General features: G+C 45.3%; 27 protein-coding genes. 6 read left to right on the forward strand and 21 right to left on the reverse strand.

Translation table 11 applies throughout. The annotated features are described in order from the left end of the window. Window positions 1-7: 7 nt before the first annotated feature. From ABD943_RS02045 to leuC, 14 genes are all read right to left on the reverse strand, one after another. Window positions 8-853: an HvfB family MNIO-type RiPP peptide maturase gene (locus ABD943_RS02045; protein WP_345291532.1), complete on the reverse strand. Its 846-nt coding sequence runs from the start codon at window positions 851-853 to the stop codon at window positions 8-10. A gap of 81 nt (window positions 854-934) precedes the next feature. Next, complete coding sequence (locus ABD943_RS02050; protein ID WP_345291533.1) at window positions 935-1,315, reverse strand: HvfA family oxazolone/thioamide-modified RiPP metallophore; 381 nt, start codon at window positions 1,313-1,315, stop codon at window positions 935-937. A 145-nt stretch (window positions 1,316-1,460) separates the two neighbouring features. Beyond that, window positions 1,461-2,486 (reverse strand): tetratricopeptide repeat protein, encoded by a 1,026-nt coding sequence (locus ABD943_RS02055; RefSeq protein ID WP_345291534.1) that lies wholly within the window; start codon window positions 2,484-2,486, stop codon window positions 1,461-1,463. Then, window positions 2,487-2,906 carry a cytochrome c-type biogenesis protein gene (locus ABD943_RS02060; protein ID WP_345291535.1) on the reverse strand — a complete coding sequence of 140 codons (420 nt, stop codon included), beginning with the start codon at window positions 2,904-2,906 and terminating at the stop codon, window positions 2,487-2,489. A 9-nt stretch (window positions 2,907-2,915) separates the two neighbouring features. After that, entirely contained in the window at window positions 2,916-3,500 is a 585-nt protein-coding gene (locus tag ABD943_RS02065; protein WP_345291536.1) for a DsbE family thiol:disulfide interchange protein, read from the reverse strand. Next, window positions 3,493-5,484 (reverse strand): heme lyase CcmF/NrfE family subunit, encoded by a 1,992-nt coding sequence (locus tag ABD943_RS02070; protein ID WP_345291537.1) that lies wholly within the window; start codon window positions 5,482-5,484, stop codon window positions 3,493-3,495. The genes ABD943_RS02065 and ABD943_RS02070 overlap by 8 nt, the downstream gene beginning before the upstream one ends. Window positions 5,485-5,493: 9 nt before the next feature. Next, entirely contained in the window at window positions 5,494-5,949 is a 456-nt protein-coding gene (gene ccmE / locus ABD943_RS02075) for a cytochrome c maturation protein CcmE (protein WP_345291538.1), read from the reverse strand. A gap of 42 nt (window positions 5,950-5,991) precedes the next feature. Beyond that, window positions 5,992-6,201, reverse strand: a complete 210-nt coding sequence (gene ccmD, locus ABD943_RS02080; protein WP_345291539.1) for a heme exporter protein CcmD — start codon at window positions 6,199-6,201, stop codon at window positions 5,992-5,994. Further along, entirely contained in the window at window positions 6,198-6,956 is a 759-nt protein-coding gene (gene ccmC, locus ABD943_RS02085; RefSeq protein WP_345291540.1) for a heme ABC transporter permease CcmC, read from the reverse strand. The genes ccmD and ccmC overlap by 4 nt, the downstream gene beginning before the upstream one ends. A gap of 6 nt (window positions 6,957-6,962) precedes the next feature. Further along, window positions 6,963-7,634, reverse strand: coding sequence for a heme exporter protein CcmB (gene ccmB / locus ABD943_RS02090; protein WP_345291541.1), 672 nt, complete (start codon window positions 7,632-7,634; stop codon window positions 6,963-6,965). Beyond that, window positions 7,631-8,293, reverse strand: a complete 663-nt coding sequence (gene ccmA / locus ABD943_RS02095) for a heme ABC exporter ATP-binding protein CcmA (RefSeq protein WP_345291542.1) — start codon at window positions 8,291-8,293, stop codon at window positions 7,631-7,633. The genes ccmB and ccmA overlap by 4 nt, the downstream gene beginning before the upstream one ends. 95 nt (window positions 8,294-8,388) lie before the next feature. Beyond that, the gene (gene leuB / locus ABD943_RS02100) at window positions 8,389-9,465 is read right to left on the reverse strand and encodes a 3-isopropylmalate dehydrogenase (protein ID WP_345291543.1); all 1,077 of its coding nucleotides are present in this window, start codon (window positions 9,463-9,465) and stop codon (window positions 8,389-8,391) included. A gap of 276 nt (window positions 9,466-9,741) precedes the next feature. Continuing rightward, window positions 9,742-10,383, reverse strand: a complete 642-nt coding sequence (gene leuD / locus ABD943_RS02105) for a 3-isopropylmalate dehydratase small subunit (protein WP_345291544.1) — start codon at window positions 10,381-10,383, stop codon at window positions 9,742-9,744. Then, the gene (gene leuC / locus ABD943_RS02110) at window positions 10,383-11,840 is read right to left on the reverse strand and encodes a 3-isopropylmalate dehydratase large subunit (protein ID WP_345291545.1); all 1,458 of its coding nucleotides are present in this window, start codon (window positions 11,838-11,840) and stop codon (window positions 10,383-10,385) included. Before leuC ends, leuD begins: the two co-directional genes overlap by 1 nt. Before the next feature lie 155 nt (window positions 11,841-11,995). Here leuC and ABD943_RS02115 point away from each other — a divergent pair, with 155 nt between their 5' ends. Then, window positions 11,996-12,859 carry a LysR family transcriptional regulator gene (locus ABD943_RS02115; protein ID WP_345291546.1) on the forward strand — a complete coding sequence of 288 codons (864 nt, stop codon included), beginning with the start codon at window positions 11,996-11,998 and terminating at the stop codon, window positions 12,857-12,859. Between the two features lie 40 nt (window positions 12,860-12,899). Further along, window positions 12,900-13,421: an SRPBCC domain-containing protein gene (locus tag ABD943_RS02120; RefSeq protein ID WP_345291547.1), complete on the forward strand. Its 522-nt coding sequence runs from the start codon at window positions 12,900-12,902 to the stop codon at window positions 13,419-13,421. 59 nt (window positions 13,422-13,480) lie between these two features. Here ABD943_RS02120 and ABD943_RS02125 read toward each other — a convergent pair whose 3' ends face one another. Together ABD943_RS02125 and ABD943_RS02130 are read right to left on the reverse strand one after the other, a co-directional pair. Then, a complete protein-coding gene (locus ABD943_RS02125; RefSeq protein ID WP_345291548.1) occupies window positions 13,481-13,687 on the reverse strand; it encodes a DUF3185 family protein in 207 nt (68 codons plus the stop codon). 48 nt (window positions 13,688-13,735) lie between these two features. After that, window positions 13,736-14,974: a membrane dipeptidase gene (locus ABD943_RS02130; RefSeq protein ID WP_425559450.1), complete on the reverse strand. Its 1,239-nt coding sequence runs from the start codon at window positions 14,972-14,974 to the stop codon at window positions 13,736-13,738. 87 nt (window positions 14,975-15,061) lie between these two features. Here ABD943_RS02130 and ABD943_RS02135 point away from each other — a divergent pair, with 87 nt between their 5' ends. Together ABD943_RS02135 and ABD943_RS02140 are read left to right on the forward strand one after the other, a co-directional pair. Then, the gene (locus ABD943_RS02135) at window positions 15,062-15,286 is read left to right on the forward strand and encodes a DUF3820 family protein (protein ID WP_345291549.1); all 225 of its coding nucleotides are present in this window, start codon (window positions 15,062-15,064) and stop codon (window positions 15,284-15,286) included. 72 nt (window positions 15,287-15,358) lie between these two features. Next, a complete protein-coding gene (locus tag ABD943_RS02140) occupies window positions 15,359-16,690 on the forward strand; it encodes a DEAD/DEAH box helicase (protein WP_345291550.1) in 1,332 nt (443 codons plus the stop codon). Between the two features lie 515 nt (window positions 16,691-17,205). Here the strand turns inward: ABD943_RS02140 and ABD943_RS02145 are convergent. Together ABD943_RS02145 and ABD943_RS02150 are read right to left on the reverse strand one after the other, a co-directional pair. Continuing rightward, the gene (locus tag ABD943_RS02145; RefSeq protein ID WP_345291551.1) at window positions 17,206-17,442 is read right to left on the reverse strand and encodes a hypothetical protein; all 237 of its coding nucleotides are present in this window, start codon (window positions 17,440-17,442) and stop codon (window positions 17,206-17,208) included. 3 nt (window positions 17,443-17,445) lie between these two features. Continuing rightward, window positions 17,446-18,522 carry a 4-phosphoerythronate dehydrogenase gene (locus tag ABD943_RS02150; protein ID WP_345291552.1) on the reverse strand — a complete coding sequence of 359 codons (1,077 nt, stop codon included), beginning with the start codon at window positions 18,520-18,522 and terminating at the stop codon, window positions 17,446-17,448. Between the two features lie 86 nt (window positions 18,523-18,608). Here ABD943_RS02150 and folE point away from each other — a divergent pair, with 86 nt between their 5' ends. Next, window positions 18,609-19,163, forward strand: coding sequence for a GTP cyclohydrolase I FolE (folE, locus tag ABD943_RS02155; protein ID WP_345291553.1), 555 nt, complete (start codon window positions 18,609-18,611; stop codon window positions 19,161-19,163). A gap of 9 nt (window positions 19,164-19,172) precedes the next feature. Continuing rightward, the gene (gene mnmC2, locus ABD943_RS02160; RefSeq protein WP_345291554.1) at window positions 19,173-21,077 is read left to right on the forward strand and encodes a tRNA (5-methylaminomethyl-2-thiouridine)(34)-methyltransferase MnmC2; all 1,905 of its coding nucleotides are present in this window, start codon (window positions 19,173-19,175) and stop codon (window positions 21,075-21,077) included. On the opposite strand, the gene ABD943_RS02165 is transcribed toward mnmC2, so the two are convergent. Genes ABD943_RS02165 through ABD943_RS02175 form a run of 3 tightly spaced genes read right to left on the reverse strand, consistent with a single transcriptional unit; the run spans window position 21,074 to window position 24,309 of the window. Next, entirely contained in the window at window positions 21,074-21,799 is a 726-nt protein-coding gene (locus ABD943_RS02165; RefSeq protein ID WP_345291555.1) for an ABC transporter permease, read from the reverse strand. The genes mnmC2 and ABD943_RS02165 overlap by 4 nt on opposite strands. Window positions 21,800-21,801: 2 nt before the next feature. Next, window positions 21,802-23,736 carry a monovalent cation:proton antiporter-2 (CPA2) family protein gene (locus tag ABD943_RS02170; RefSeq protein WP_345291556.1) on the reverse strand — a complete coding sequence of 645 codons (1,935 nt, stop codon included), beginning with the start codon at window positions 23,734-23,736 and terminating at the stop codon, window positions 21,802-21,804. Then, the gene (locus tag ABD943_RS02175; RefSeq protein WP_345291557.1) at window positions 23,737-24,309 is read right to left on the reverse strand and encodes an NAD(P)H-dependent oxidoreductase; all 573 of its coding nucleotides are present in this window, start codon (window positions 24,307-24,309) and stop codon (window positions 23,737-23,739) included. It lies immediately after the preceding gene. Window positions 24,310-24,724: the final 415 nt, after the last annotated feature.

Below are 24,724 nucleotides of genomic sequence, written 5' to 3' on the forward strand. Positions count from 1 at the left end.
CTAACTGCTATGCAATAGCTGGTTGGCTATCTTGTTTATCACTATATTGTTCCTGCAACTCTTTAATTTTATCCACTTCAGCAAGCAACTGCGGCATTGCTGGTATGTTAAAGTCACGCTCTAATAGCGTTGGAAACACACCAAAATGTTGGTACGCGGTTTCCAGTAATGACCACACATCTGCTTTGACGTCGGCACCGTGCGTATCGACTTTTAGATCATCAGCCTCATCGTAATGCCCTGCTATGTGCGAGTAGGCAACACGATCTTTGGGTAAGGCTAATAAAAATTCTTTAGGGTCATAGTCATGATTAATGCTGTTAACGTATATATTGTTAATGTCCAATAAAATATCGCAATCAGCTTCTTCGACTACCGATTTGAAAAACTCGAGTTCAGACATTTCCTGTCCTGGCGCAGCATAATAAGACACATTTTCCATTGCTAAACGCTGTCCAATAATATCCTGAACCTGTTTGATACGATCAGCCACGTAATGAACCGCATCTTCGGTAAACGGGATGGGCATAAGGTCATACATGTGACCATCATCACTACAGTAACTTAAGTGTTCGCTGTAACAGCGAATATTGTACTTCTTAATAAACTCAGCCACTTCTTTAACAAACGCGGTATCTAAAGGGCTTGGACTACCAATTGAGAGTGATAAACCATGAATGACAAACGGAAAGCGCTCTGCATATTGCGCAAAGATTTGTTCCAAATGTCCTCCGAAGGGTAGCCAGTTTTCTGGAGCGACTTCCATGAAATCAACGTTAGAAGCGTCCAAAGCCTCAAATTCACGCATGAAATCACGTCTTAAACCGAGTCCGGCACCTGTTACTGGATACAAAATATCACCTTAGAAGAGTTGGGAGTTGAAAGGAAGGGTGGCGGAGAACCACCACCCCATGTTGAAGAATGGCTTAAAGAATTAAGCTACGCCGCATTTACCTTCGCCGCACTTACCTTCTTTCTCGGCTTTATCTTCGCCGCACTTGCCTTCGCCGCATTTACCTTCTTTCTCGGCTTTGCCTTCACCACATTTACCTTCGCCGCACTTGCCTTCTTTCTCGGCTTTATCTTCACCGCACTTGCCTTCGCCGCATTTACCTTCTTTCTCGGCTTTATCTTCACCACACTTGCCTTCGCCGCATTTACCTTCACCTGCGTCGAATTTAGCAAGATCATAGCCAGCTTGAAGGTCGTTTAATGCGAAAGGATTGTCGCTTGCAGCGGCAGTACCCATGGCAGCAGAAGCTGCGATTGATGCACCAACGATCATGGCTAGTTTTTTCTTGTCTTTGTTTAACATAGAACTTACTCCTAGGTTGCTTACTTTAGTTAAGTTATTCAGAAACTTAGACTTACCATATCTGAATTTGTTACAGATTTTTCTTATTTCATCTAAATTTCGCTTTTTTTGGGACAAATGTCACGCAAAAAATAACTTAATACTACTATTCCACGGTTTGTGTGATTTCTACGTGAACAGTTTCACTAGGTGTTAATATTTTTTTCAAACTGGTACGACCAAAGCGATCGCCCGGCTCCGGCTGTGCTAATCCGCTTTGAGACAAACGAACCTCAATATAGGTGTTTTCGGCAGTCCATAAACTGGTTCCCGGAAGCATAACGTTCGCAGGTGTCAGCTTTTGAGGCTGATGAAGTTGAGCGACATCCACTGATTTAACGGCGATAGGAGGCCCGCCCTCTTCCTGACGAACCAACACGAAAGCTTTTTTGTAACGAGTCAGTAATAATGAATCAACATTATCAACAACTACAGAAATATGATTAAGCTCTGCCAGTTTTAGTTGGCGCTTGGCTTGATCAATTTGCCCGCTAATAATTTGATACGACTCGCTGCCTGGTTCTCGGTACTGCAATAATTCCTGCCAATAATCAATCGCGGCTTGGTATTCTTGCTGCTTAAAATGATTAATCCCCTGCATCAACAGTGCGCCTTCGTGCTTTGGCTCTTCCATGAGAACAAGATTGATGTGCCGCTCTGCATTTTCAAACGCCTCTGCGCTACCTTGCTCCATAAAGTTACGAGCAAACTCAATACGAGTCTCAGCGCCTGGTTTAGCCGCTACCGCTCGATTAAAGGCTTGTTCGGCACGACCCACTTCGCCAAAGCGGAGGAAAATATTGCCTAATTCACGCCACTTTTCAAAGTTATGGGGATCACTTTCGGTACGTAGCCTAAGTTCGCTCAATAACTCCTGTACCGTAATTTCTTTTTGATCCGCTTTGCTAGCCAGTTCTTTCAAACTCAAACCATCGAGGCGCTGATGCAGCTCGGCAGTGTCTTTTAAGCTTTGATGCGCACCTTGGAAATAGTAAAGCGTCAAACTGCTTATTGTGGCTATCAATAGAACTGAGATATAAGTAAAAATACGACCTTTACCGGTAAAAACTTGCCCAAATAACCAGGCAGCCCAAACCAAAACCATTAACAGTAATGCTAACCAAACTAACATTTAAGACTCACCCTCTGAAGCAGACTGCTCAGGCTTCACTTTGCGGCGGCCAACTTTTGATAGCACTGCAATTAAGATAATAAGAAAAACCAAGATTGGAGCAAACCACAAAAAGTAGTTCGAAGGTTTTACGGGTGGATCATAAAGCACAAAATCACCGTAACGCTCCTGCATGTAAGCCAAAATATCGCGCTTAGACTCACCAGCACTCACCTGTTGGTAGACGATATACCGTAAGTCCTCAGACAAACCAGCATTAGACTCAGCAATAGTCTGGTTTTGACATTTCGGGCAGCGAAGTTCATTGATGATTTCTGTGTAAAGCTGCTCTTGTTGCTCGGTTTTAAACTCGTAAGTTTCAATCACAGCAAACGCTTGTAAACTCGCCAGGGCGATACATAGGGTTATGAATGTTTTCATCTGACCTTCCTAATTCTTTGTGACGTCTGTTGAGTTTTGGCTAACCTTCATCGGTGGTTGCCCTGTGATATGCTCTATGACTGGAGAGATCTTCGTCTCCCAAACGCGATCATCGATGACGCCGACATACCGGAAACGAACCATTCCGTTTTCGTCTACGACAAATGTCTCTGGAGCACCGTAAACACCTAAATCAATGCCGAACTGTCCGCTTTGATCAGCAATAATCATAGAATAAGGGTTTCCTTTGTCCTGAATAAACTTAAGGCCATCAATCGTTTTGTCTTTATAATTGACGCCAACGATGGGAACCTCGTACTGCCTTGAAAACTTCATGAGATATGGGTGTTCAATGTGGCAAGGACCACACCAGGAGCCCCAGACGTTCAGCAGAAACAACTCTTTGGGTAGAGACTCTGAGGTATAAACCAGTTCTGGGTTTTCCAGTGACGGAAGTTGGAATACCGGAACGGGCTTATCAATCAAATTTGAATTGAGTTTCTTCGGATCTTTATCCAAAGCAAACCAAAAGAACACCACTAGAATCACAAAGGTGATGATAGGAGCGACTGATAATACAAGTTTCTTATTCATTTTCAGACTCTTGAGAATTGTTTTGCGCTTGCTTTTTCAAACGCTTTTTCTGACGCTTCTTTTGGCGATAACGTTTATCCGAAATTGCCAACAGGCCTCCAAGCGCCATAAAAATCGAGCCCAACCAAATCCAGCGGACAAAAGGTTTGTAATAAACGCTGATAGCCCAAGCGCCATCATCCAGCGGCTCGCCCATCACAACATACAAATCTCTGAACAGTCCTGCATCAATATCAGCTTCAGTCATGACCATTTTAGAAGCGTTATACTTACGTTTTTCTGGACGCAAATCCGTAATTAAATCGCCGTCGGAATAGATACGAAAGCTACCCGCTGAGGATATGTAGTTTGGTCCAGCGCTATTTTTAAAGTCATAAAACTCTACATCAAGCTCTTCCACCGCGACCGTTTCGCCCAATCGAATCTTGATATTTTCTTCAATACTAAAGTATGACGTCAGAACAACCCCTAGCACTGTAACTGCAACGCCTAAATGCGCCACTAACATGCCCCAATAACTACGACTAATTTTTTTCAGCCCTGCAGTAAAGGTTTCGCTTTTAGCGGTTTGCGCCAAAATATACTTCGCACAACCTGCAATCACCCAAAGTCCTAAAGTTGTTCCGACAATCGCCATGGGTTCTAAATCGCCCATGACAATAACAATCGCTAAGCCCACAAAAATACTGCTTATCGCCCACAGCCAATACTTGGTTAACAGCGGCTTAATCGACTCTTGCTTCCAATTGATCTGCTGTCCAATCGGCATCAGTATCAATATTGGAATCATAAAAATTGAGAACATCAAATTAAAGTATGGAGGACCTACTGATGATTTGTCACCGGTAAATGCTTCTTGAATCAGCGGGTGTAATGTCCCCAACAAGACCATAAAGGTAATCACCGCTAACAACGCATTATTAAATAACAAAGCCGTTTCCCTAGAGAACAGCCCGAAGTTGGCTTTAGAGCGGATTTTACTCGATTGAAGCGCGTAAATGAGTAACGAAGCACCAACCACTATCCCTAAGAACACAAGAATAAAGCGCCCTCTTACCGGATCATTGGCAAAAGAGTGCACAGAAGTTAATACGCCTGAGCGCACTAAGAAAGTTCCAAGCAGGCTGAGCGAGAAGGTAAGAATCGCCAGCAAGACAGTCCATGACTTAAACACACCACGCTTTTCGGTAGCTGCTAATGAGTGAATCAAAGCGGTACCCGCGAGCCATGGCATAAAGGACGCATTTTCTACTGGGTCCCAGAACCACCAGCCGCCCCAGCCCAACTCGTAATAGGCCCACCAGCTACCGAGAGCGATGCCCAGCGACATAAAGATCCACGCCACGGTTGTCCAAGGGCGACTCCAGCGTGCCCAATGATGATCCAAGTCCCCTTGTAGCAAGCCAGCGATGGCAAAAGCAAAGACCACCGAAAAGCCGACATAGCCCATGTAGAGCATCGGCGGATGTACAATCAGCCCAAAATCTTGTAACAACGGATTTAAATCAGCGCCATCAATGGGGATAAAAGGCAGTGCCCGCTCAAAAGGGTTCGAGGTAAACAAGGTAAAGGCAATAAAGCCAATAGCAATGAAGCCCATAACACCCAAAACACGAGTCACTAAAGGCTTTGGTAATGATTGACTGAAAATCGCTACCGCCGCCATCCAGCCAGTTAAAATCAATACCCACAGCAGCAACGAACCTTCGTGCGCGCCCCACACGGCTGAGATACGGTAATAAATCGGTAGCTGAGTATTGGAATGGTTTGCAACGTAAGCGACGGAGAAATCATTGTTGATAAACGATAGCGTCAAGCAAATAAAGCTGGCTAAGATAAGCACAAAAATGCTTAACGAAGCGCGCTTAGAAAAGCGCATCAAGCCTTCATGTTGCTTGCGCGCCCCTACGAAGGATAAAACACCTAAAAAGATGGCGTTAACAAACGCCATAATTAATAAAAAGTTACCGAGTTCAGGAATCAAGAGTGCTACCTAATATTCAGTGGATTTTGACTTACCGGGATGGCCGTACTTTTCCAAAGACTGTTCAATCTCTGGGGGCATGTACTTTTCATCATGTTTGGCTAATACTTTAGTCGCTTTAAAATGTGTCTTGCTGACTAGCTTACCTTCAGCGATCACGCCCTGTCCTTCTTTAAACAAGTCAGGAAGAATTCCTTCAAAGCTGATGACTAATGAACTTTTATTATCCGTCACAGTAAACTCAACCTCTAAACCATCTTCTGCGCGCTTCACAGAGTTGTAAGCCACTAAGCCACCGACACGGATAGTTTTATCCAATGGCGCTTTACCTTGGCTGACTTCCGTTGGCGGGTAAAAGTGATTAATGTTTGAGCTTAGGGCATACAAAATCAGACCTACTGCGCCTGACAGTAATAATAAGCCACCAATAATAGCGATGAGTTTATTGCGACGATGTGCTTTCATGAAACCTACAACTTACTTCTGTAATAAATACTGAAAACTGGATTAGTCAGCTTGTGACACTTTCAGCTTTCGTGCTTTTTGCTTCTGCGACTCAGGCGCAGAGGCCTCTGCTTGAACTTGCCTTTTAAGCGACTTTAGCATCATGCGAAAGCCGATAAACAAGCCCAACAATACAACCAAGCTCATCAAATAGCTCGACCAAACGTAAGCGCCATGCTTACCCATAAAAATAAATTCGTGCCAACTGCTCATGACTTAACCTCACTACCGCTAGCCCACTCCTTGACCCAGCGTGATTTTTGATTGCGCAGAATAATTTCAGCTCGCAAGCGCATAATAACCAATGCCGCAAAGAGCAAATAAATCGCCCCCAGCATCAAGAACAATGGCGTTTGGAACGCAGGGTTAAGCGCACCTTTCTCCGTAATCGAGTAACCTTGATGCAGCGTATTCCACCATTTCACCGAAAAATAAATAATCGGAATATTGATGACACCAACAATCGCCAAAATCGCACTGGCTTTATCCGCCTTAGAACGGTCAGAAAAGGATGCGTGCAGAGCGATATAGCCCAAATAAAGGAACAACAGCAGTAATTCAGACGTCATACGCGCGTCCCACTCCCACCAAGTGCCCCATGTCGGCTTACCCCAAACGGAGCCGGTAAATAAAGCCAAGAAGGTCATGGCGGCGCCTACTGGCGCAATCGAACGAGTCACGGCAAACGCCATCTTCATTTTCCAAACCAGTCCGACAGTCGCCGCAATCGCCATCGCGATATAGCCAATCATGGATAAAGCCGCAGCTGGCACATGCACATACATAATGCGAACGGTATGGCCCTGACCTTGGCGTACCTCGATCGGCGAAGCCCACAGTGAGTAATACAAGCCGATGGCCAGCAAGATCAAAGTAGACGCCCATATCCATGGAAGCCACTGACCTGTTTTTTGGAATAAATATTTTGGAGAACTTAGCTGGTGAAACCAGCGCCAAGCGTTTGCCATTAAATTTTAACCTACTGAAATTTTAAGTGCGCGGCCCGATGCGAAAGGCGCAAATACAACTGCTATTAACAAAAAAGCGCCCAAGATGGCGAGTTCGCCATTATAACGCATATTTTCCAAGGATGCTGTAACTGTCGAGGCCCCAAAAATCAAAATCGGCACATACAAAGGAATGATTAAAATTGACACCAACAGACCGTTACGGCTCGCCGCCAAGGTTAAGCTCATCCCGACCGCACCCAGCAGACACAAGCTTGGCGTGCCTAGGACCAAACTCAGCATTAAGACCCAGGTATGCGTCGAGTGCTCAACACCGTGGTTGATCTGCATCAATACACCAAGAAGCGGCGACAGAACCACCAACGGCAATCCCGTCAGTAGCCAGTGCGCTAATATTTTGCTGATAGCCACCGATGTCGGCGAACTCATGAGTAGCAATTGCTCTAACGAGCCGTCTTGATAATCGCTACGATAAAACTGCTCCAGCGATAGCAGCATTGATAACAACGCCGCTACCCAAATAACGCCTGGCGCAAGCTTCTGTAGCACCGCAGCCTCAGGGCTCACGGCGAAAGGAAATAAGCTCACCACAATCATGAAAAACAGTAACGGAATCGCTAAACCCATCCAGTTTCGGCGCGCGACTTTAAGTTCACGTTGTAATAGGGTCAGAATCATTCGTGTTCTACCCCAACTTTTTGATCGACGGGTAACTCGTCGATGTGATGATGTGACGTAAAGAGCACTACACCACCAGTATTTTTAAACTCTAGGGTTTTAGCCGCCAACCAGCCACGTGTTTTGTGATCTAAATTGACGAAAGGCTCGTCGAGAATCCAAATTTTCGCTGGCTCTAGCATTAAACGCGCCAGCGCAACTTTGTGTTGCTGTCCCGCTGATAACTCCGCAAACATGCGATTTTCAAGACCACCGATACCTAACTCCAATAGCACATCAGAAATCTGTTTAGCGAGATCTTGCTTCGAGATAGCCCCTTTTAAGCGCAAATTAGCGTAAAAGCTTAAATTTTCAGCAATGGTTAGCTCGTTTTTCATCGACAAGCTGTGTGCTAAGAAAATCAGGTCTTGGAAATAATCAGAATCAGGATGGTTTACTGGCTTTTGGCTCCAATAGACTGTGCCATGATCAGGCTGTAACAAACCCGCCAAGCACCGCATCAGGCTGGTTTTGCCCGCGCCATTTTCGCCATAAAGATAAGTAATTGTTGATGGCGCTAGATGCAAGTCAGCATCTTCTAGAAGAATCTGCTCAGATCGAGAAACCGTTAGCTCATGGGCATAAAGTCCATCGAATTGTATGTCTTGAGATTGAGACATTTGAGCTAAGGCTTGGCATAAGTTGCTTTGCCCTGAATTATAGAGGAGTTAGCCCCTTATGCCAATGATTTTACGTAGATTTACCTAAGCTGAGCTTATGCTAATTCTTTTAAGACAGCGTCGCCCATCTCAGTGGTCGAAACCAAGGTATCGCCTTCCGTATGAATATCGCCCGTGCGGTAGCCTTGATCCAATACCTTAGAAACGGCTTGATCAATTTTGTCTGCCAAGGCGCCTTCGCCAAAGCTGTGGCGTAGTAACATAGAAACCGAGAGAATCGTCGCCAATGGATTGGCTTTGTTTTGACCCGCAATATCAGGCGCTGAACCGTGAATCGGCTCGTACATGCCTTTACCGTTCGCATCTAGGCTTGCAGACGGCAACATACCGATTGAGCCCGTTAGCATCGCCGCACAATCCGACAGAATATCGCCGAACATATTGCCCGTTACCATAACGTCGAACTGCTTAGGCGCACGCACTAGCTGCATCGCAGCGTTATCAACATACATATGTGTCAGCTCAACTTTTGGGTATTCTTTGCCCACACGCTCCATCACTTCACGCCACAGTTCTGTCGCTTCAAGTACATTCGCCTTGTCCACTGAACAAACACGCTTATCACGCAACATCGCCGCCTTGAAAGCCACGTGAGCAATGCGCTCAACTTCGCTCTCAGAGTAAACGTACGTATTAAAGCCTTGGCGCTCACCATTCTCCAGCGTACGAATTCCACGCGGTTGACCAAAGTAAATACCACCCGTTAACTCACGAACGATTAACACGTCCAAATCTGCCACTAGCTCAGGTTTCAAGCTTGAAGCATCAGCAAGTTGCTTATACAAAATCGCCGGACGCAAGTTACCAAACAACTCCAGCTCAGAACGTAATTTCAACAACGCCTTTTCCGGACGCACCGAAATATCGTACTGCTCCCACTTAGGGCCGCCCACAGCGCCCAACAAAATAGCGTCAGCCTCTTTCGCTTGAGTTAGTACTTCGTCTGTCAATGGCGTTTCGTGCGCATCATACGAAGAACCACCTACCAACGCAGACTCATAAGTCACGTCCAAACCATGATTTTCAATCAACGCATCCAACACACGCGTCGCTTGCCCTACAATCTCAGGGCCAATACCGTCACCCGGTAGTACCAATACTTTTTTAGTCATATTAAATCCTAATAAATTGTTCTGTTTCAAATCCTGTAGCACAGGGTTTCAAGAAACTATTCTCCCCGTAATATTGAGCTAAAAGACTCGCAAGTCATAGCAATTCAAAACAGGACGTTTTGAATAGTGACATACGGGCCATGGATGGAACGTATGTCACGGTGCGTTAAGTGACTTGAGAGTCTTTTTGGGAGTCATTCTTTGAATGACCTCAATATTGGGGTGGCCTTCTTTTGGTTCCTTTTCTTGGCCACGCAAGAAAAGGAACAAATACCATTAACTATTAAATAACCAAGGCGCACGCTTAGCGCGCTCCTTCTCATACGCCGTTATGGCATCTTCTTGCTGCAACGTAATACCAATATCGTCCAAGCCATTGTACAAGCTGTGTTTACGATCTGATTCGACATCAAAACTAATCACATCACCGCTTGGCATGGTAATCGTTTGCTTATCAAGGTCGATATCAAGCTTAAAACCTTCGTTAGCTTCGGTTTGCTCAAACAAGGTATCCATGGTTGCGTGATCAAGTACGATCGGCAAGATACCGTTCTTAAAGCAGTTATTGAAGAAAATATCGGCATAACTCGGTGCGATGACCGCTTTGATGCCATAGTCTTCTAGCGCCCATGGAGCGTGCTCACGACTTGAACCACAGCCGAAGTTTTCGCGTGCTAACAAGATCGAAGCCCCTTGATAGCGCTCTTTATTCATCACGAAGTCAGGGTTTAGTGGACGCTTTGAATTGTCCATACCCGGCTCACCGTGATCTAAATATCGCCACTCATCAAATAAGTTCGGGCCGAAGCCGGTTCGCTTAATCGACTTCAAAAATTGCTTAGGAATAATCGCATCCGTATCAACGTTTGAACGATCTAAAGGCACGACTAAACCTGTATGTTGCGTAAAGGCTTCCATTAGTGCACCTCCGATGCTTTTGCTAATTCTGTATCGAGTTCCAATTCACGCACGTCAACAAAGTGACCATGAACTGCTGCTGCCGCTGCCATTGCTGGGCTGACGAGGTGAGTACGTCCGCCTTGGCCTTGACGACCTTCAAAGTTACGGTTTGAGGTCGATGCGCAGTGCTCGCCTGATTCTAAACGGTCAGCGTTCATCGCAAGACACATCGAACAACCCGGCTCACGCCACTCGAAACCCGCTTCAGTGAAAATGGTGTGCAAACCTTCAGCTTCTGCTTGCTCTTTAACTAAGCCAGAACCTGGTACCACCATCGCCTGTTTAATGCTTGGTGAGACCTTACGACCTTTTGCTACCGCAGCCGCTTCACGCAAATCTTCGATTCGTGCGTTAGTACAAGAACCAATAAAGACTTTATCCAGCGGAATCGACGTAATTGGCGTGTCCGCTTTTAAATCCATGTACTGAAGTGCGCGCTCAATACCCTCTTTTTTTACAGGGTTTGATTCTTTTTCAGGGTTTGGGATATTGCCATTCACAGGCTTCACCATTTCTGGTGAAGTACCCCAAGTCACTTGAGGAATAATATCTTCGGCTTTCAATTCAACCACACGGTCAAACTCAGCGTCAGCATCACTGTGCAAGTCTTTCCATGCTTCTACCGCCATGTCCCACTGCTCGCCTTTTGGCGCAAAAGGACGTCCTTTTACATACTCAATCGTCTTTTCATCCACAGCGACCAAGCCAACGCGTGCGCCCGCTTCGATTGCCATGTTACAAATCGTCATGCGACCTTCCATCGATAAGCTTTCGATCGCCGAGCCAGCAAATTCGATCGCATGGCCATTACCGCCAGCCGTTCCGATTTCACCGATAACGGCGAGAACCACGTCTTTCGCAGTCACGCCTGTTCCCAGCTCGCCATCGACACGAACCAGCATGTTCTTCATCTTCTTCTGACGTAAACACTGAGTCGCTAAAACATGCTCTACTTCTGAGGTGCCCACACCAAACGCCATTGCGCCAAAAGCACCGTGCGTGGCTGTGTGTGAATCACCACAGACCATGGTTAAACCTGGAAGCGTGTAACCCTGCTCGGGGCCAACAATATGCACAATACCTTGACGGATATCGTCCATCTTAAATTCTGTCACGCCGTAACTGTCACAGTTATCGTCCAACGTCTGAACCTGAATACGCGACACAGGATCTTCAATGCCATTCGTACGGTCGGTTGTCGGTACGTTATGATCCGGCGTCGCTAAGTTTGACTCTAGACGGCGCGGTTTACGACCAGCAATGCGCAGACCTTCAAATGCTTGCGGTGACGTTACTTCATGTAATAATTGACGATCGATATAGATCAAGGCTGATCCATCATCGTTTTCTGCGACAAGATGGTCTTCCCAAAGCTTGTCGTACAATGTTTTGCCAGATTGGGTTTTTCCAGTCATTAACTGTGCCTCATTTGGTCTCTTCACATAATTAAAATAGCTACAAATTCGTAGCAAACTGGAACAAGTGTAGACCTTCTTGTAGAATAACTCCAATTCATTATTTTTATAAAACCCATAACCATAAGGAATAGCTCACTGCCATTGGTTACAGTATGGATATCGATCTTCTTAAAACCTTCTTGACGGTTGCTCGTCTGAAGTCCTTTACCTTGGCGGCTAAAGAGCTGCAACTGACACAACCTGCGTTAAGTAAGCGCGTCAAACGCCTCGAGAATATGGTTGATAACCAGCTATTCGATCGCGTGGGTAATCACGTTGTGGTCACAGAAGCAGGCCAACTTTTACAGCAGCAGGCTCCACAAATTATTAGTGACATAGAAGATACTGTGCAGCACATTCGTGATTTGAGCGGTAAAGTCAGTGGTGAATTGCATATCGGTACCAGTCACTATATTGGTTTGCATCTACTCCCAAACTACCTTGAACAATATGTTGATACTTTTCAGCAAGTCGACGTCAATATTGAGTTTATTGACTCTGAGCTGGCCTACGAGCGTGTACTCAGTGGCGACCTAGAAATGGCCCTACTGACCTTCCCACAGCAAAAAGACCCAAGGCTGGCGCACGAACTTATATGGAGAGAGCAGTTAGCGATAGTGTGTCACCAAGATTATGACTTGGCTCAACAACACGATCCCCTGAAACATCTTCAAGACTACCCCTGTATTTTGCCTCCGGCCCACACTTTTCCGCGAGAGCTGTTCGAAGTACAGTTAGAAAACGCAGGCGTGACGCTCGGTAAAGTTAAAACAGCCAACTATTTAGAAGTGATAGCCAAACTGGTTGCCTGTAAAATGGGCTGGACATTATTACCAACCCGTTTACTCAGTCCTCCCCTGAAAAGCCTATCCTCAAAACAACTTTTATCAGCACGCGATATGGGGATCATCTACCGCACCAACAAAACCCTTTCCAATGCATCCCAAGAGCTGGTTAAATTATTAAAAGCGGTATAATCCAAAACAGAATTGAGACAAAAAGTTACTAGGAGACCCCATGAAAATAATACTCATGCTTATGAGCAGCGCAATGATATTGCTAACCTCGCTATCAGCCGACGCCATTGTCAGCGCACAAAGTAAACAGCATTTTATGGTCAAGATTGAAACCACTATCAAAGCCCCGGCTGAGGAGGTTTATCAGCAATTTATAAATATCGGTGATTGGTGGGAATCGAGTCATACCTGGTTTGGCGATGCCTCTAAAATGTATATAGAACCTAAAGCCAACGGCTGCTTTTGTGAAGTGAACGGCGAACAAGAGGCGCTGCATATGACAGTTAGCATGATCATGCCGAATAAAAACGTGCAAATGGTCGGTGGCTTAGGACCTCTTCAGAGCATGGCCGTCTATGGTCACATGTCGTGGAGCTTTAAAGAACCAACAAAAGGCCTGACAACATTAACCATGACCTATTTAGTCAAAGGCTTTGTGGGCGAAGAGTCTGAAATGATGGCCAAAGCCGTGGATGGTGTGCTGGCGATACAAATAAACAACTTAAAGTCGACATTTAAGTAGCCCCAATAGCAGAAACAAAAAAGCCCGCTCAAGGCGGGCTTTCATGATGCTTCACAAGACTACTTCTTACCAACAATTAATTGAAGTAAGCCGATAAGACCAAGGGCACCACCACCAATCATTAGCCAAGTGGCTTTATCAGAGAAAGAACCTGTGAACGCTTCACGGACTTCTTCGCCAACTGATTGAGTCATGTTGTACCCCCAGAAAAATAAGGCTACACCTACCACCAATAATACAACTCCAATCATTTTCTTATTCATCATTTTTCCTCTTTGTTGTTTCGCTTAGTAAATCCTAAAGCTTCAAGATTATTACTTTTCAGCGCGTCGCTCAACCTCTGACCACACACGCATCAAGTTTCCTGATAGCATTTTTTCTATGTCTTGCTCAGTATATCCGCGCTCAAGCAAACCTTTGATTAGGTTTGGATAAGTAGAAACATCTTTCAGTCCCGTTGGTAAGCTATCCCCAACGCCATCATAATCAGAGCCAAGCCCAACATAATCGACGCCCACTAAATCCACCACATGATCTATGTGATCGAGCACATCTTCACGATCAGCAAATTTAAAAGGTGTTCTTTGGCGGTAACTTTTCTTGAAGCTTTCGATAGCAGCTACGTCAGCTTCAGGATCTAAGTTATTCGATTCAATGTAATTCTTAATCGCCGCTTTGAACGCATTATTGTTTTCTATCGAGTCTTGCGCAATAAAGGTCGAGCCAAAATTGATGAAAATCACACCACCCTTCTCAGCCATTTCCTCGATCATGTCATCATCCATATTACGCTCAAAACCTGGTGTAAAGTCTCGCGCTGATGAGTGACTTGCGATTACAGGAGCATTAGACACTTCCATCACGTCATAAAACGCATCGTCTGAAAGGTGTGAAACGTCGACCATAATGCCGAGACGGTTCATTTCACGAACGACGTCTTTACCAAACTCACTCAAGCCTTCATTCGGGCGCGCTTCATCGTACGACGAATCGGACAAATGGTTACTGCGTGAGTGCGCTAAGGTGATGTAACGAATGCCTCGGTCGTAGAAGTACTGAACATTTTCAAGCTTACCTTCAATGGGCGAACCGTTCTCCATACCCATTGGCAGAGATATTAGACCATTTTTAAAGTTCTCACGAACCTCCGCTGGGCTTGTAGCCAATGCGAACTTATCAGGATTCGCTGCAACGATTGACTCAACATTATCAATCAGCTCGTTCGCCAACGCATAACTCTTGCCCTCTTCTTCAAACTCAAGGTCCGCAGGAATATAGATCGACATGAAAGGCGCATCGAGTCCGCCAGAAACCGCGCGCGGATAATCAAAATCTCCAGCCTCAGTTGCTTCGCTGATATCCTCGTTAGAGTCGTGTAAACGATGAGGAACATCAATGTGTAAGTCGGCAATAATGTACTTTTTACTTAGTGCTTCTGCCTCAGCCGTGTAGTCTGGCTCCGGTTCATCCTCTCCCATGAACGGCACGCTGCTGCAAGCCGTTAAGCCTAGCAATGCCGAAGTCATCAAAGATGCAAGTATTGTCTTTTTCATGATACAAGCCTTTTCAGTTATAATTGGAATACATAGCATAATAAAGATATCAACAGCAAATGCAAAGCAGACTAGGCCTTAAATAGCATGAACCAAGAACTCCTTCTCGAATCCATCAACCAAACCATGCCCTTTGGCAAGTATAAAGGCCGTAAACTTCTTGAGTTACCTGAACCCTACCTCGTCTGGTTCCATAAGAACGGCTACCCAGAAGGCAAACTCGGACAACAGCTCGCGCTGATGTATGAAGTGAAACTTAACGGGCTTGAAGGAATGCTACGACCACTGATGAATAAAAGTCGTAAACAGTAACAGTGCTTTAGAGATAGTGATAGAATTGAGCCAACTTCAAAAGTCACCTGACGCAGAGAACACAGTAGCCGCATGAGCATTTTTCAAGAACTCAATCCAAAGTTAGTTAAAGCCTTAGATAAACTTAGCATCACTAAGCCTACCGATATTCAGCAGGAATCGATTCCAGTGGTGCTTGATGGTTTGGATTTAATGGCTAGCGCTGAAACCGGTTCTGGCAAAACAGCGGCCTTCATACTGCCTATCTTAGAGCAGCTTCTCGCTAAGAAAGCACCGAATACTGGCACTCGAGTCTTAATTTTAGCGCCAACGCGTGAACTGGCGCGTCAAATCCATAAACAAACGATGGATTTAGCAAAATTTACGGGCATACAGGCAGGATTAATCACCGGTGGCGAAGAATTTAAAGTACAACGCGCGGCAATGCGTAAAAACCCAGAAATCATTATCGGTACGCCAGGGCGTATTCTCGATCACAGCCAGCAAGGGGCAACTGACTTTGCTGACTTAGAGTTTTTGGTGCTGGACGAAGCGGACAAAATGTTGGATATGGGTTTTAGCGACGATGTGATTGCTATTGCGAATTTCTGCTCTGAAGGTCGTCAGAGCCTTCTATTTTCAGCTACCCTTCAAGGCTCTGGCATACGCCATATCACCAAAACATTGCTCAAAAATCCAGAGACCATCACGCTCAACACTTACGAAGATGCGCAAGCCAATATTCATCAGTCAATCATCACTGCTGATAATTTAGAACACAAAGAAAAGCTCACGGGGCAGTTACTACAAAATGAAAAGTACCGTAAGGCGGTCGTGTTCTGTAATACCAAAACTCAGGTTGAACGTCTCAGCGGACTCCTTCGTTATCACAAGCTTCGAGTCGGTCATATTCACGGCGATATCAAGCAAGATACTCGTAACCACATCATGGTGCAATTTCGCGACGGCAAATTCGATGTACTGATAGCCTCTGATGTTGCCGCACGTGGCTTGGATGTCAAAGACGTTGATTTAGTCCTGAACTTCGACATGGCACAAAATCTTGAAGATTACATTCACCGAATCGGACGCACAGGACGTGCCGGCGCAGATGGTGCCGCCATATCCTTGATAACCCATAAAGATTGGAACCTGATGGTTACCATTCAAACCAAACTCGGCGCACGATTCGACGTCAAAACCGTCAAAAACCTCGTCGCCAAATACCAAGGCCCACAGAAACTCAAAAAGAGCGGCAAAGCCGCCGGCACTAAAAAGCGTAAGCCCGCCGGCAAAAAAAGCATGACCGCCCGCGACAAAAAACGCCTCGCTAAAAAGCAAGACAAGAAGCAAGACAAAAAATCATCAAATGTTGGTACAAAGCCAAAGAAAAAATTTGGTGGTATCAAAAAGTCTGATGATTAAAGTGATGGGTTACAGCTGCGCTTAACCCATCCTATATCCTGTTTGTGGGTTTTATTACGACACTTTTCTTGCATGCCCAAGAAAAGTGTCCAAAAGAAAGGCACCCGTAAATAGAGGTCATAAATGACTCCCTTCAAAAGCTAAACTCATTTACGCACCATAAAATACAGCCCTTCCATGGGCTGAATTTTATTATTTGAATCATCCACGATTCAAATTGCTATTCGCTATAGCTTTCTCAGCTCTATTTAAAGGGAAATACCCGAGGCTAGCCTCACTGTCTACCGAAACAGCACCCCATAAAAGTTAGCTGATTGAGACATTATTACAGAGCAAATTGGACAGGAGAGTCCAATTTAGTCAAAACGAAACAGGGAGGTTTCGTTTGGCGGCTCGTCAGTAATAATGTTGAGAGAGGGAAGTTCGAAGAACCTAACTTTTGGGGTGAGCTTCTCTTTGGATACTTTCTCTTGCTCATTCAAGAGAAAGTATCTCGCCGAGTGGCGAAACCACAGTTAACTCTGATACAAATCATACAACACCATAAAAAATCCCCCTATCATACTCACCAGCCCAGCAACTACGATGAAAATAGAAACCAAACCCAATATGGTTTGAAGTGCACCAGCAGCAATGAACGAGGCGAGAAACATCATTGGCAAGCCAATAAAGGCGGCTAGTATAAAACTCAGAATGACGATTTTCCAGCCACGCTGAATTTTTGATTTTAGGATAAAGTTTAAGGGTTTCATAAGTTATAGGGTATCAAGAAATTCCAGTCGTTGCGGGTAGGTTTTTCTGAGGTGGTCAAACTTATTACGTATGTCCGTTTTTACCTGACGCATCCGTTTGTCGTCAGCTTGAATATCATAATAAGGCTTGAGGCTTTGATACAAGCCGCTCAGTAAACCGCTCCAGTGCCACTTCGGTGCCTGTGGTAGCAGAGTGTTTAAGGGTATCGTATTTTCAAGCCCTAGCCACTGATTAACAGCCTGATACAGTTGGTAAGTACCACGAATTTTGCCTTCCTGTGAATAGCCTGCAATGTGAGGTGTCGCAATCAAGGTCTTTGCCATAAGTTCGACATTAACTTCTGGCTCTCCTTCCCAAACATCTAAAATATAATCAATGTTTTTTCCTGCCTGCTTAACACGATAGGCCGCTTTATTATCGAGAACAGCCCCTCGGGCACTGTTGATCAACAGGCTATTGTTTGGCATTGACTCTAAAAACTCCTCATCCACTAAGTGATAAGTCGCGTACTGACCCGAACGGGTGAAGGGCACATGACATGTCACCACATCACATTGCTGGATTCGATCTAGACTGACAAAATGACGGGCATCGCCGGAGTCCTCAAGCGGTGGATCGTTGACCAAGCAGCGAATCCCTAGGCGCTCTAACACTTTGATCACTCGGCTACCAACATTACCTGCGCCAATAATACCAACAGTAACCTCACTGAGGTCACGATCACGCAGCTCTGCCCAATAAGCAATACTGGTCAAAACATACTCAGCGACACCCTGCGCATTGCAACCCGGGGCGCTACTAAACTTAATGTCATTGGCGGCGAGGTATTTTGTATCGACGTGGTCAGTACCAATAGTGGCACTGCCGACAAACTTAACCGACGTTTCTTCAAGGAGCTGCCGATTAACAGAAGTGATAGAGCGCACCAGTAAAATATCAGCGTCAGCGAGGTCTTTACGGGAAATATGCCTTCCCGCTAATCGTTTGATTTGGTTATTATTTCTTCCTTGCTCGGAGCCAAGTGTCGAGAATAGCTCCTCGACTAATGGCATATTTTCGTCAGCAACGATATTCCACATCGGCATTACATAATCGTGATATTTATTTGGGTATTGTAACGATATCCATTAGAATTACGACTGAAATTGAAATTGGAAATGGCAAGATGTCCGACAAATTAGCAAATTTATACAAAGATGTATTAGTAGAGCTTGGTGAAGATGTTTCACGCAATGGTATTCTCGATACACCAACTCGCGCCGCAAAAGCCATGCAATTTTTGACTCAAGGCTATGAGCAAGATTTAAATACCGTGGTTAATGGCGCAATTTTTGATTCTGACAATGACTCAATGGTGATCGTAAAAGACATCGAACTTTACTCTATGTGCGAACATCACATGTTGCCATTTATCGGTAAAGCGCACGTCGGTTATTTACCGACGGGTAAAGTGATCGGCTTGTCTAAAATTGCTCGAATTGTTGACATGTTTGCGCGTCGTCTACAGATTCAGGAAAACCTAACAAAGCAGATCGCGGAAGCGATTCAGGACGTCACTGGCGCTGCGGGTGTTGGTGTGATTATCGAAGCGAAGCATATGTGCATGATGATGCGCGGTGTAGAGAAACAAAACTCGGTCATGACCAGCTCTACTATGCTCGGTCAGTTCCGCTCCTCTCAAAATACTCGTAACGAGTTTTTGACCTTAATCGAAAAGTAATACCACTCAATGCATAATGCTTTTCTGGGCGTAAAACCCGCTGTTATCGAATGGCGTCACTACGGCTCAGAAAAGCATCAATGGATACCCGCAAGCGACCATCAGCTTCAGTCAAGCAGTCAAGTTGCGCCCTACTCTCCAGCGTTTGATGACATTTACTACAATCCTCAAGACGGCATTGCTGAAAGCACCCATGTTTTCCTAGAAGGCAATGATTTAGCGAAACGTTTTACAGAGCACCACCAAGCCTCATCCACAGCGCCGTTTAAAATATTCGAGACCGGTTTTGGCACAGGTTTAAACTTTCTCTTAACGGCTAAGTTATGGCAGCAATCCTCTAACTCAAACTCCCACAGTAAGCTTCACTATTGGTCGGTCGAACAGTTTCCAATAAGTCCCGAAGACTTACGTCGAGTCTACCAAATTCTGGGCATCGAATCTGAGCACACGGAGCAACTATTAGAGCACTACCCTGATGCATTACCCGGGGTTCATGAAATCACTATCGCCGAGAACATTACTCTGCACCTCCTGTTCTACCCTATTGAAAAAGCGTTAAAAGAAGTTGCTTTGCCAGAAGGTTATGCTTTCGATGCTTGGTACTTAGACGGCTTTGCACCGAGCAAAAACCCTGACATGTGGGCTAAAAGCTTGTTGCACTTTATGGTGCTTCATAGCGCAAGAGGCACCAGCCTCTCAACTTTTACGGTAGCTGCCGCCTTACGTAAGCCGCTACCTCATTATGGGTTCGAGATTGAAAAACGGCCAGGCTTTGGACGCAAGCGTGACATGCTAACGGCTCGGTTCACCGAAAAAACACTGTCGACACCGAGGCCAACCCTCGCCACAAACTACATAACCCCGAGACCTCAAGCGCAAAAAGTTGCCATTGTTGGGGCTGGGCTTGCAGGCTGCGCTCTGGCACATGTCTTGCACCAAGAAGGTATTGAGGCACACCTGTATGACGCCAACGGTGTTTGCAGTGGTGCGTCAAATATGCCGTCTCTGGTGGGCATGCCGGTGATGTCGATTGATCACAATGCATACAGCCAATTAACCTTTGAAGGTTATCGTCATCTCCATCGTTACCTAACCCAAAACCCTGAACTCGCTCAAAGTCATTTTGCACATCAGCTCAGTAACGCCAAATACTCACAATTCCATCTTGAGCAATATCAAAACATCTATGGGCAACAATGCTGGCATCACGATAAGGCGTGGTTTCAATTTCAAACCATCGAGCTTTCAGCGGAAAATAGCCAAACTCAGAATCTAAAAGCTCTAAAAATCCCAGCATTTCAAGTTAATGGAAAAGCATTTTGTCAGCACTTGATTAGCCACTTACCAAGCGAGCAACTGCACCTAAAGACTTCCATCCGCAACGCCGAACAACTTGAAGCGTTTAATCACATCGTGATCGCTAGTGGCTACCAGAGTCCTCACTTTCACTGGAGTAAAAGCCTGCCTCAAATAGCGCCCATGCGCGGCCAGTTGACCACATTGAAAGCCCACATTAACCACCAAACACCGATTAATTATGATGGTCATATTGCTCACTGTCATAATCAACTCGTGATCGGCGCGACTTTTGATAACAGTGCCGATGACTCGGTTCAGAGGGATAGCTCACTGCTGAATATCGAGCAAGTGAACCAGCGATTTGGATTGAATTTTAACGAAAAGGATATTATTGGCGAGCACCCCGGAGTCCGTGCGACGAGTTATGATCGCTTTCCGTTTTGTGGTTACTTTGATCACAACCAAGAGCAAACGCTATGGCTTAATTATGGCTTTGGCGCCAGAGGTCTATGCTACTCAATGCTGTGTGCTGAGGTCATCACAAACGCTATCCTTGGAAAGCCATCGCCGCTTCCTAAGACCATCTTAAGTCGCTTATCGCCGTTAAGAGTTTAGTGATTAGCACTTGGATCGGATGGCAACGCTTTCTGATAACGCCCCATCAAGTACCAGGCTGTCGAAAAGGCCGATGAACACAGTATCGCCACCATGATGACGATTTGGTAACGAACAGCAACTAATGGACTCACGCCTGATAAAATCTGACCTGTCATCATCCCCGGCAAAGCAACCAAACCTACCGCCAACAAACCATTAACCTGGGGGATCATCGCTGTGAAAAATGCTTTATTGCGCGCGCTATCGACTTCGCTGCCAGCACTAACTTCAGTATCAAAGCGCTCACCCGATAAACTTAAACTGTTCATGGTATTCGCCAGCAACATCCCAGCCAAAGGAATGACAAACCGCGGTTGATACCAAGGGGTTAAATCAAGCACAACCACAATAATCAGCGCCAGAATCGAACCACACCCTATCAAGAGTGCTAACGATAGTTGCCCAATATGGTTTAGGCTTTTGTCCTCCAAAGGTCGCATAGCAATCCAACCGGCTGCCAGCAGCATTATTGTGACCACTAACAGTCCTAACCAACTTGAGGTTTTTTGAAACAAATAGACCAGCACAAAACCAATCGCTATCAGCTGACCAATCATACGCAGGGTGGCGATAATTAATTCTTTACTGTTCGCTTTCCAGCGGTAGAAAATCACAGCTACCAGCAGTACAGGCAAACAACTCATGACTAGATCGAAGTAACCAATATCAGGCAATTTCAAGACTAAGACTTCTCTTCTGGTTGTTCTTTCGCTTCACTGCCTGACTGTCGGCCTTTAGCGTTATCATCCAACTCTGAGGCATCACTTTCTTCTTCTTCCAGTGATACCGGCGTATTCCACGCTCTTCGCATAGCATTCGAGTCTTTTTGATCAGCCTTTAGAACCGCCTCAAGCATTTCCGCTCGCTCAGCTGCCTTGATGACGTATTGTTTGTCGCCCCAAAGCTCCGCCAACTCTTCTAGGTGCTGTGAATCATAGTGGTAAAAAGCGGTGGCGGTTCGATGCGCTTGATATTTGCGGTAACCCAACCCCATCAGCGCCTCACGACCTAAAATCACCGCGGACCCCAAAGTTTCACGCATCACAAAGTCAGCCCCAGCTTTAGTTTGTTCATACGCTTCCCGTCGTCCTTTGGCACGCGAATAGATTTTAAGATGCGGGAAGTGCTTATGGCACAAGTCGATCACTTTCAAAGTCTTTTCTTGGTTGCCAACAGCGATTACCATCATTTTCGCATCGTCTGCGCCAGCGGCTCGAAGCACCTCTTCATTGGTGACATCACCATAATAGGCTTTAGTCCCAAACTTTTTGACCAAATCGATCTGCACCGCATCATATTCGAGCAAGGTGGTATCAAAGCCTTGTGAGCGCAAGATGCGCGAGACTATTTGTCCAAAACGGCCATAACCCGCCACGATCACTGGCGTCTCACCATCATCCACTTTGTCGAACTCGCGTCGCTCTTTACCAAACGATAACCGAGGGATAATTAGCTTCTCACATATAATCAGTAATACAGGTGTCAGCGCCATCGACAGTGCGACCACAACCGTCAATAAGGAAATAATATCGTTACTTAAGACACCATTTTGAGAGGCAAAGCTGAACAGAACAAAAGCAAACTCTCCGCCCTGAGCAAGGGCAAACGAAAATAGCATATTTTCAATCAGCGACATTTTGAACTGTTTCGCTAAGATCATTAGCACGATGATCTTTATAGCGATTAACGAGACTAGAAGTAGCAATATTAATCCTGGTGATTGCATTAAAAGCTCAAGGTTGATGCTCGCCCCAACCGTGATAAAAAACAATCCTAGCAATAAACTTTTAAAAGTAACCAGTCCCACTTCAAGCTCATGACGGTATTCACTCTCAGCCAAAACGACCCCAGCCAAGAAAGCACCTAACGCCGGTGATAGACCAACCTTTTGCATCGCCACGGTAATGCTAAGTACCAGCAATAAAGACGTCGCGATAAAAATTTCACGTAAACCGGTGCGTGCGATCCAGTTAAAAATTGGCCGAACTAAATAGCGTCCGATAAGGATAATGCCGCTAATAATGGCAAAGACCAGACCTGCTTGCTGCCAGGCCTCTAAATCAGTGTGTCCTACGGATTGTGACGTTTCTACCGGCAATGTAGCCAACAGAGGTAATAATGTCAGCATAGGAATGACGGCGATATCTTGGAATAGCAGAACCGAGAAAGCTGACTTACCTGCGTCTGTTCGAAGTAAGTCCTTCTCCGACAAGGTTTGCAATACAATAGCCGTCGACGATAGCGCTAAAATCATTCCAATCGCCAGAGCCATTTTCCAGTGCAAATCGAATGCTAGGGCTAGCAGGGTTAGTAAAACCATGGTGATCACGACCTGCAAACCACCGAGCCCTAAAATGGGCATGCGCATTTTCCACAATTTTTTCGGCTGAAGCTCTAATCCAATCAGGAAGAGCATCATGACCACACCAAACTCAGCAAAATGCATAATGTCAGTAACATCTTGGCCAACCAACCCTAAAGCAAATGGCCCAATAATAATTCCCGCAATGAGGTAACCAAGAACCGAACCTAATCCTAACTGTTTAGCGATAGGTACGCCGACAACAGCAGCCAACAAGAAAACCAGTGCTTGATACAGGAAACCTGCTTCTTCCATTTAGCTTGCCTCCTCTTCGCTCTGCTCTAAAAGCCCTAATGATGTAGCCAGCCCCTGAATATAATCTCGGTAACGCTCCGCTTCTTTTTCAATCCGGCTATGGCTTAGGGTTTCGGCTTCATACAATACAAACGGCTTAACAAACTCCATACCACAGAAATCCGCCGTTTGTTCAAAAGGTCTCAGTAGCTCGTCGGCAGAAAAATTATTAAAACCATGAGGCGTGTAGCTGTCTTCAGCGGCGCCTGCAGTGATGGCGCTTAACCAACGTCGACCGGCCAACTGATAACCCCCTTCACCGTAAGCAAAACCTTCGGCTAGGACCAGATCTTGCCATTCTTTGAGTAGTGACGGGCTGCTGTACCAATAAAAAGGATGTTGGAAGACAATCAACGCATGATCCAATAGCAGTTTCTGCTCACGTTGAATATCAATAAAGTAATCCGGGTATTCTTCGTAGAGGTCATTAACTTTGACGTATTTGAGATCTTTAACCGCCTCTAGCATGGCCTGATTGGCCCACGATTTCTCAAAAATGGGGTGAACTAAATTTAGCAAAACACGAGTGGTCATTGATTGTCAGCGCTTCCGTTATTGTGCTTATTTACAAACCGTGGTTTGTCCGATAACTACTACTGAGTCTACACAAATTTGCACTGAAAAAGAAATGAAGGCTCAATGAATCAGCAAGCCGCAACTAGGATGGTTATATCGCTTAGAAAAAAGATGTTTCACGCAAAATTTAGATAAAATAAAAGCGGCCTAAGCCGCTTTTAATATAGGATGAGTCCGTCCCACAGTTTTCTGGTATCCAACCTTGGATAATAATTCCTTTTATTTTGTCCTAAATTATTATTCCTTAACCTATCGTTAGATAGTCGATTTGTAGATAGTGTGTTCTCCCTGAACACGAGAGGTACTTTAGCAAATCATTCCAATAGAACAATCTACAAATCTAAGAAAAATGAAACCGCAGAAAAGCTGAAAA

The organism is Kangiella marina, assembly GCF_039541235.1.
Lineage (GTDB): Bacteria > Pseudomonadota > Gammaproteobacteria > Enterobacterales > Kangiellaceae > Kangiella > Kangiella marina.

Coding starts and splice junctions, on each gene's coding strand:
- ccmB (WP_345291541.1), bottom strand. CDS start 7,634: ATGATTCTGACCCTATTACAACGTGAACTTAAAGTCGCGCGCCGAAAC.
- ABD943_RS02065 (WP_345291536.1), bottom strand. CDS start 3,500: ATGAATAAGAAACTTGTATTATCAGTCGCTCCTATCATCACCTTTGTG.
- ABD943_RS02120 (WP_345291547.1), top strand. CDS start 12,900: ATGAAAATAATACTCATGCTTATGAGCAGCGCAATGATATTGCTAACC.
- ABD943_RS02175 (WP_345291557.1), bottom strand. CDS start 24,309: ATGACCACTCGTGTTTTGCTAAATTTAGTTCACCCCATTTTTGAGAAA.
- ABD943_RS02135 (WP_345291549.1), top strand. CDS start 15,062: ATGAACCAAGAACTCCTTCTCGAATCCATCAACCAAACCATGCCCTTT.
- ccmA (WP_345291542.1), bottom strand. CDS start 8,293: ATGTCTCAATCTCAAGACATACAATTCGATGGACTTTATGCCCATGAG.
- folE (WP_345291553.1), top strand. CDS start 18,609: ATGTCCGACAAATTAGCAAATTTATACAAAGATGTATTAGTAGAGCTT.
- ccmD (WP_345291539.1), bottom strand. CDS start 6,201: ATGAGCAGTTGGCACGAATTTATTTTTATGGGTAAGCATGGCGCTTAC.
- ccmC (WP_345291540.1), bottom strand. CDS start 6,956: ATGGCAAACGCTTGGCGCTGGTTTCACCAGCTAAGTTCTCCAAAATAT.
- ABD943_RS02170 (WP_345291556.1), bottom strand. CDS start 23,736: ATGGAAGAAGCAGGTTTCCTGTATCAAGCACTGGTTTTCTTGTTGGCT.
- ABD943_RS02115 (WP_345291546.1), top strand. CDS start 11,996: ATGGATATCGATCTTCTTAAAACCTTCTTGACGGTTGCTCGTCTGAAG.
- ABD943_RS02050 (WP_345291533.1), bottom strand. CDS start 1,315: ATGTTAAACAAAGACAAGAAAAAACTAGCCATGATCGTTGGTGCATCA.
- ABD943_RS02150 (WP_345291552.1), bottom strand. CDS start 18,522: ATGTGGAATATCGTTGCTGACGAAAATATGCCATTAGTCGAGGAGCTA.
- ABD943_RS02130 (WP_425559450.1), bottom strand. CDS start 14,974: ATGAAAAAGACAATACTTGCATCTTTGATGACTTCGGCATTGCTAGGC.
- ABD943_RS02140 (WP_345291550.1), top strand. CDS start 15,359: ATGAGCATTTTTCAAGAACTCAATCCAAAGTTAGTTAAAGCCTTAGAT.
- leuC (WP_345291545.1), bottom strand. CDS start 11,840: ATGACTGGAAAAACCCAATCTGGCAAAACATTGTACGACAAGCTTTGG.
- ABD943_RS02055 (WP_345291534.1), bottom strand. CDS start 2,486: ATGTTAGTTTGGTTAGCATTACTGTTAATGGTTTTGGTTTGGGCTGCC.
- leuD (WP_345291544.1), bottom strand. CDS start 10,383: ATGGAAGCCTTTACGCAACATACAGGTTTAGTCGTGCCTTTAGATCGT.
- leuB (WP_345291543.1), bottom strand. CDS start 9,465: ATGACTAAAAAAGTATTGGTACTACCGGGTGACGGTATTGGCCCTGAG.
- ABD943_RS02060 (WP_345291535.1), bottom strand. CDS start 2,906: ATGAAAACATTCATAACCCTATGTATCGCCCTGGCGAGTTTACAAGCG.
- mnmC2 (WP_345291554.1), top strand. CDS start 19,173: ATGCATAATGCTTTTCTGGGCGTAAAACCCGCTGTTATCGAATGGCGT.
- ABD943_RS02145 (WP_345291551.1), bottom strand. CDS start 17,442: ATGAAACCCTTAAACTTTATCCTAAAATCAAAAATTCAGCGTGGCTGG.
- ABD943_RS02125 (WP_345291548.1), bottom strand. CDS start 13,687: ATGATGAATAAGAAAATGATTGGAGTTGTATTATTGGTGGTAGGTGTA.
- ccmE (WP_345291538.1), bottom strand. CDS start 5,949: ATGAAAGCACATCGTCGCAATAAACTCATCGCTATTATTGGTGGCTTA.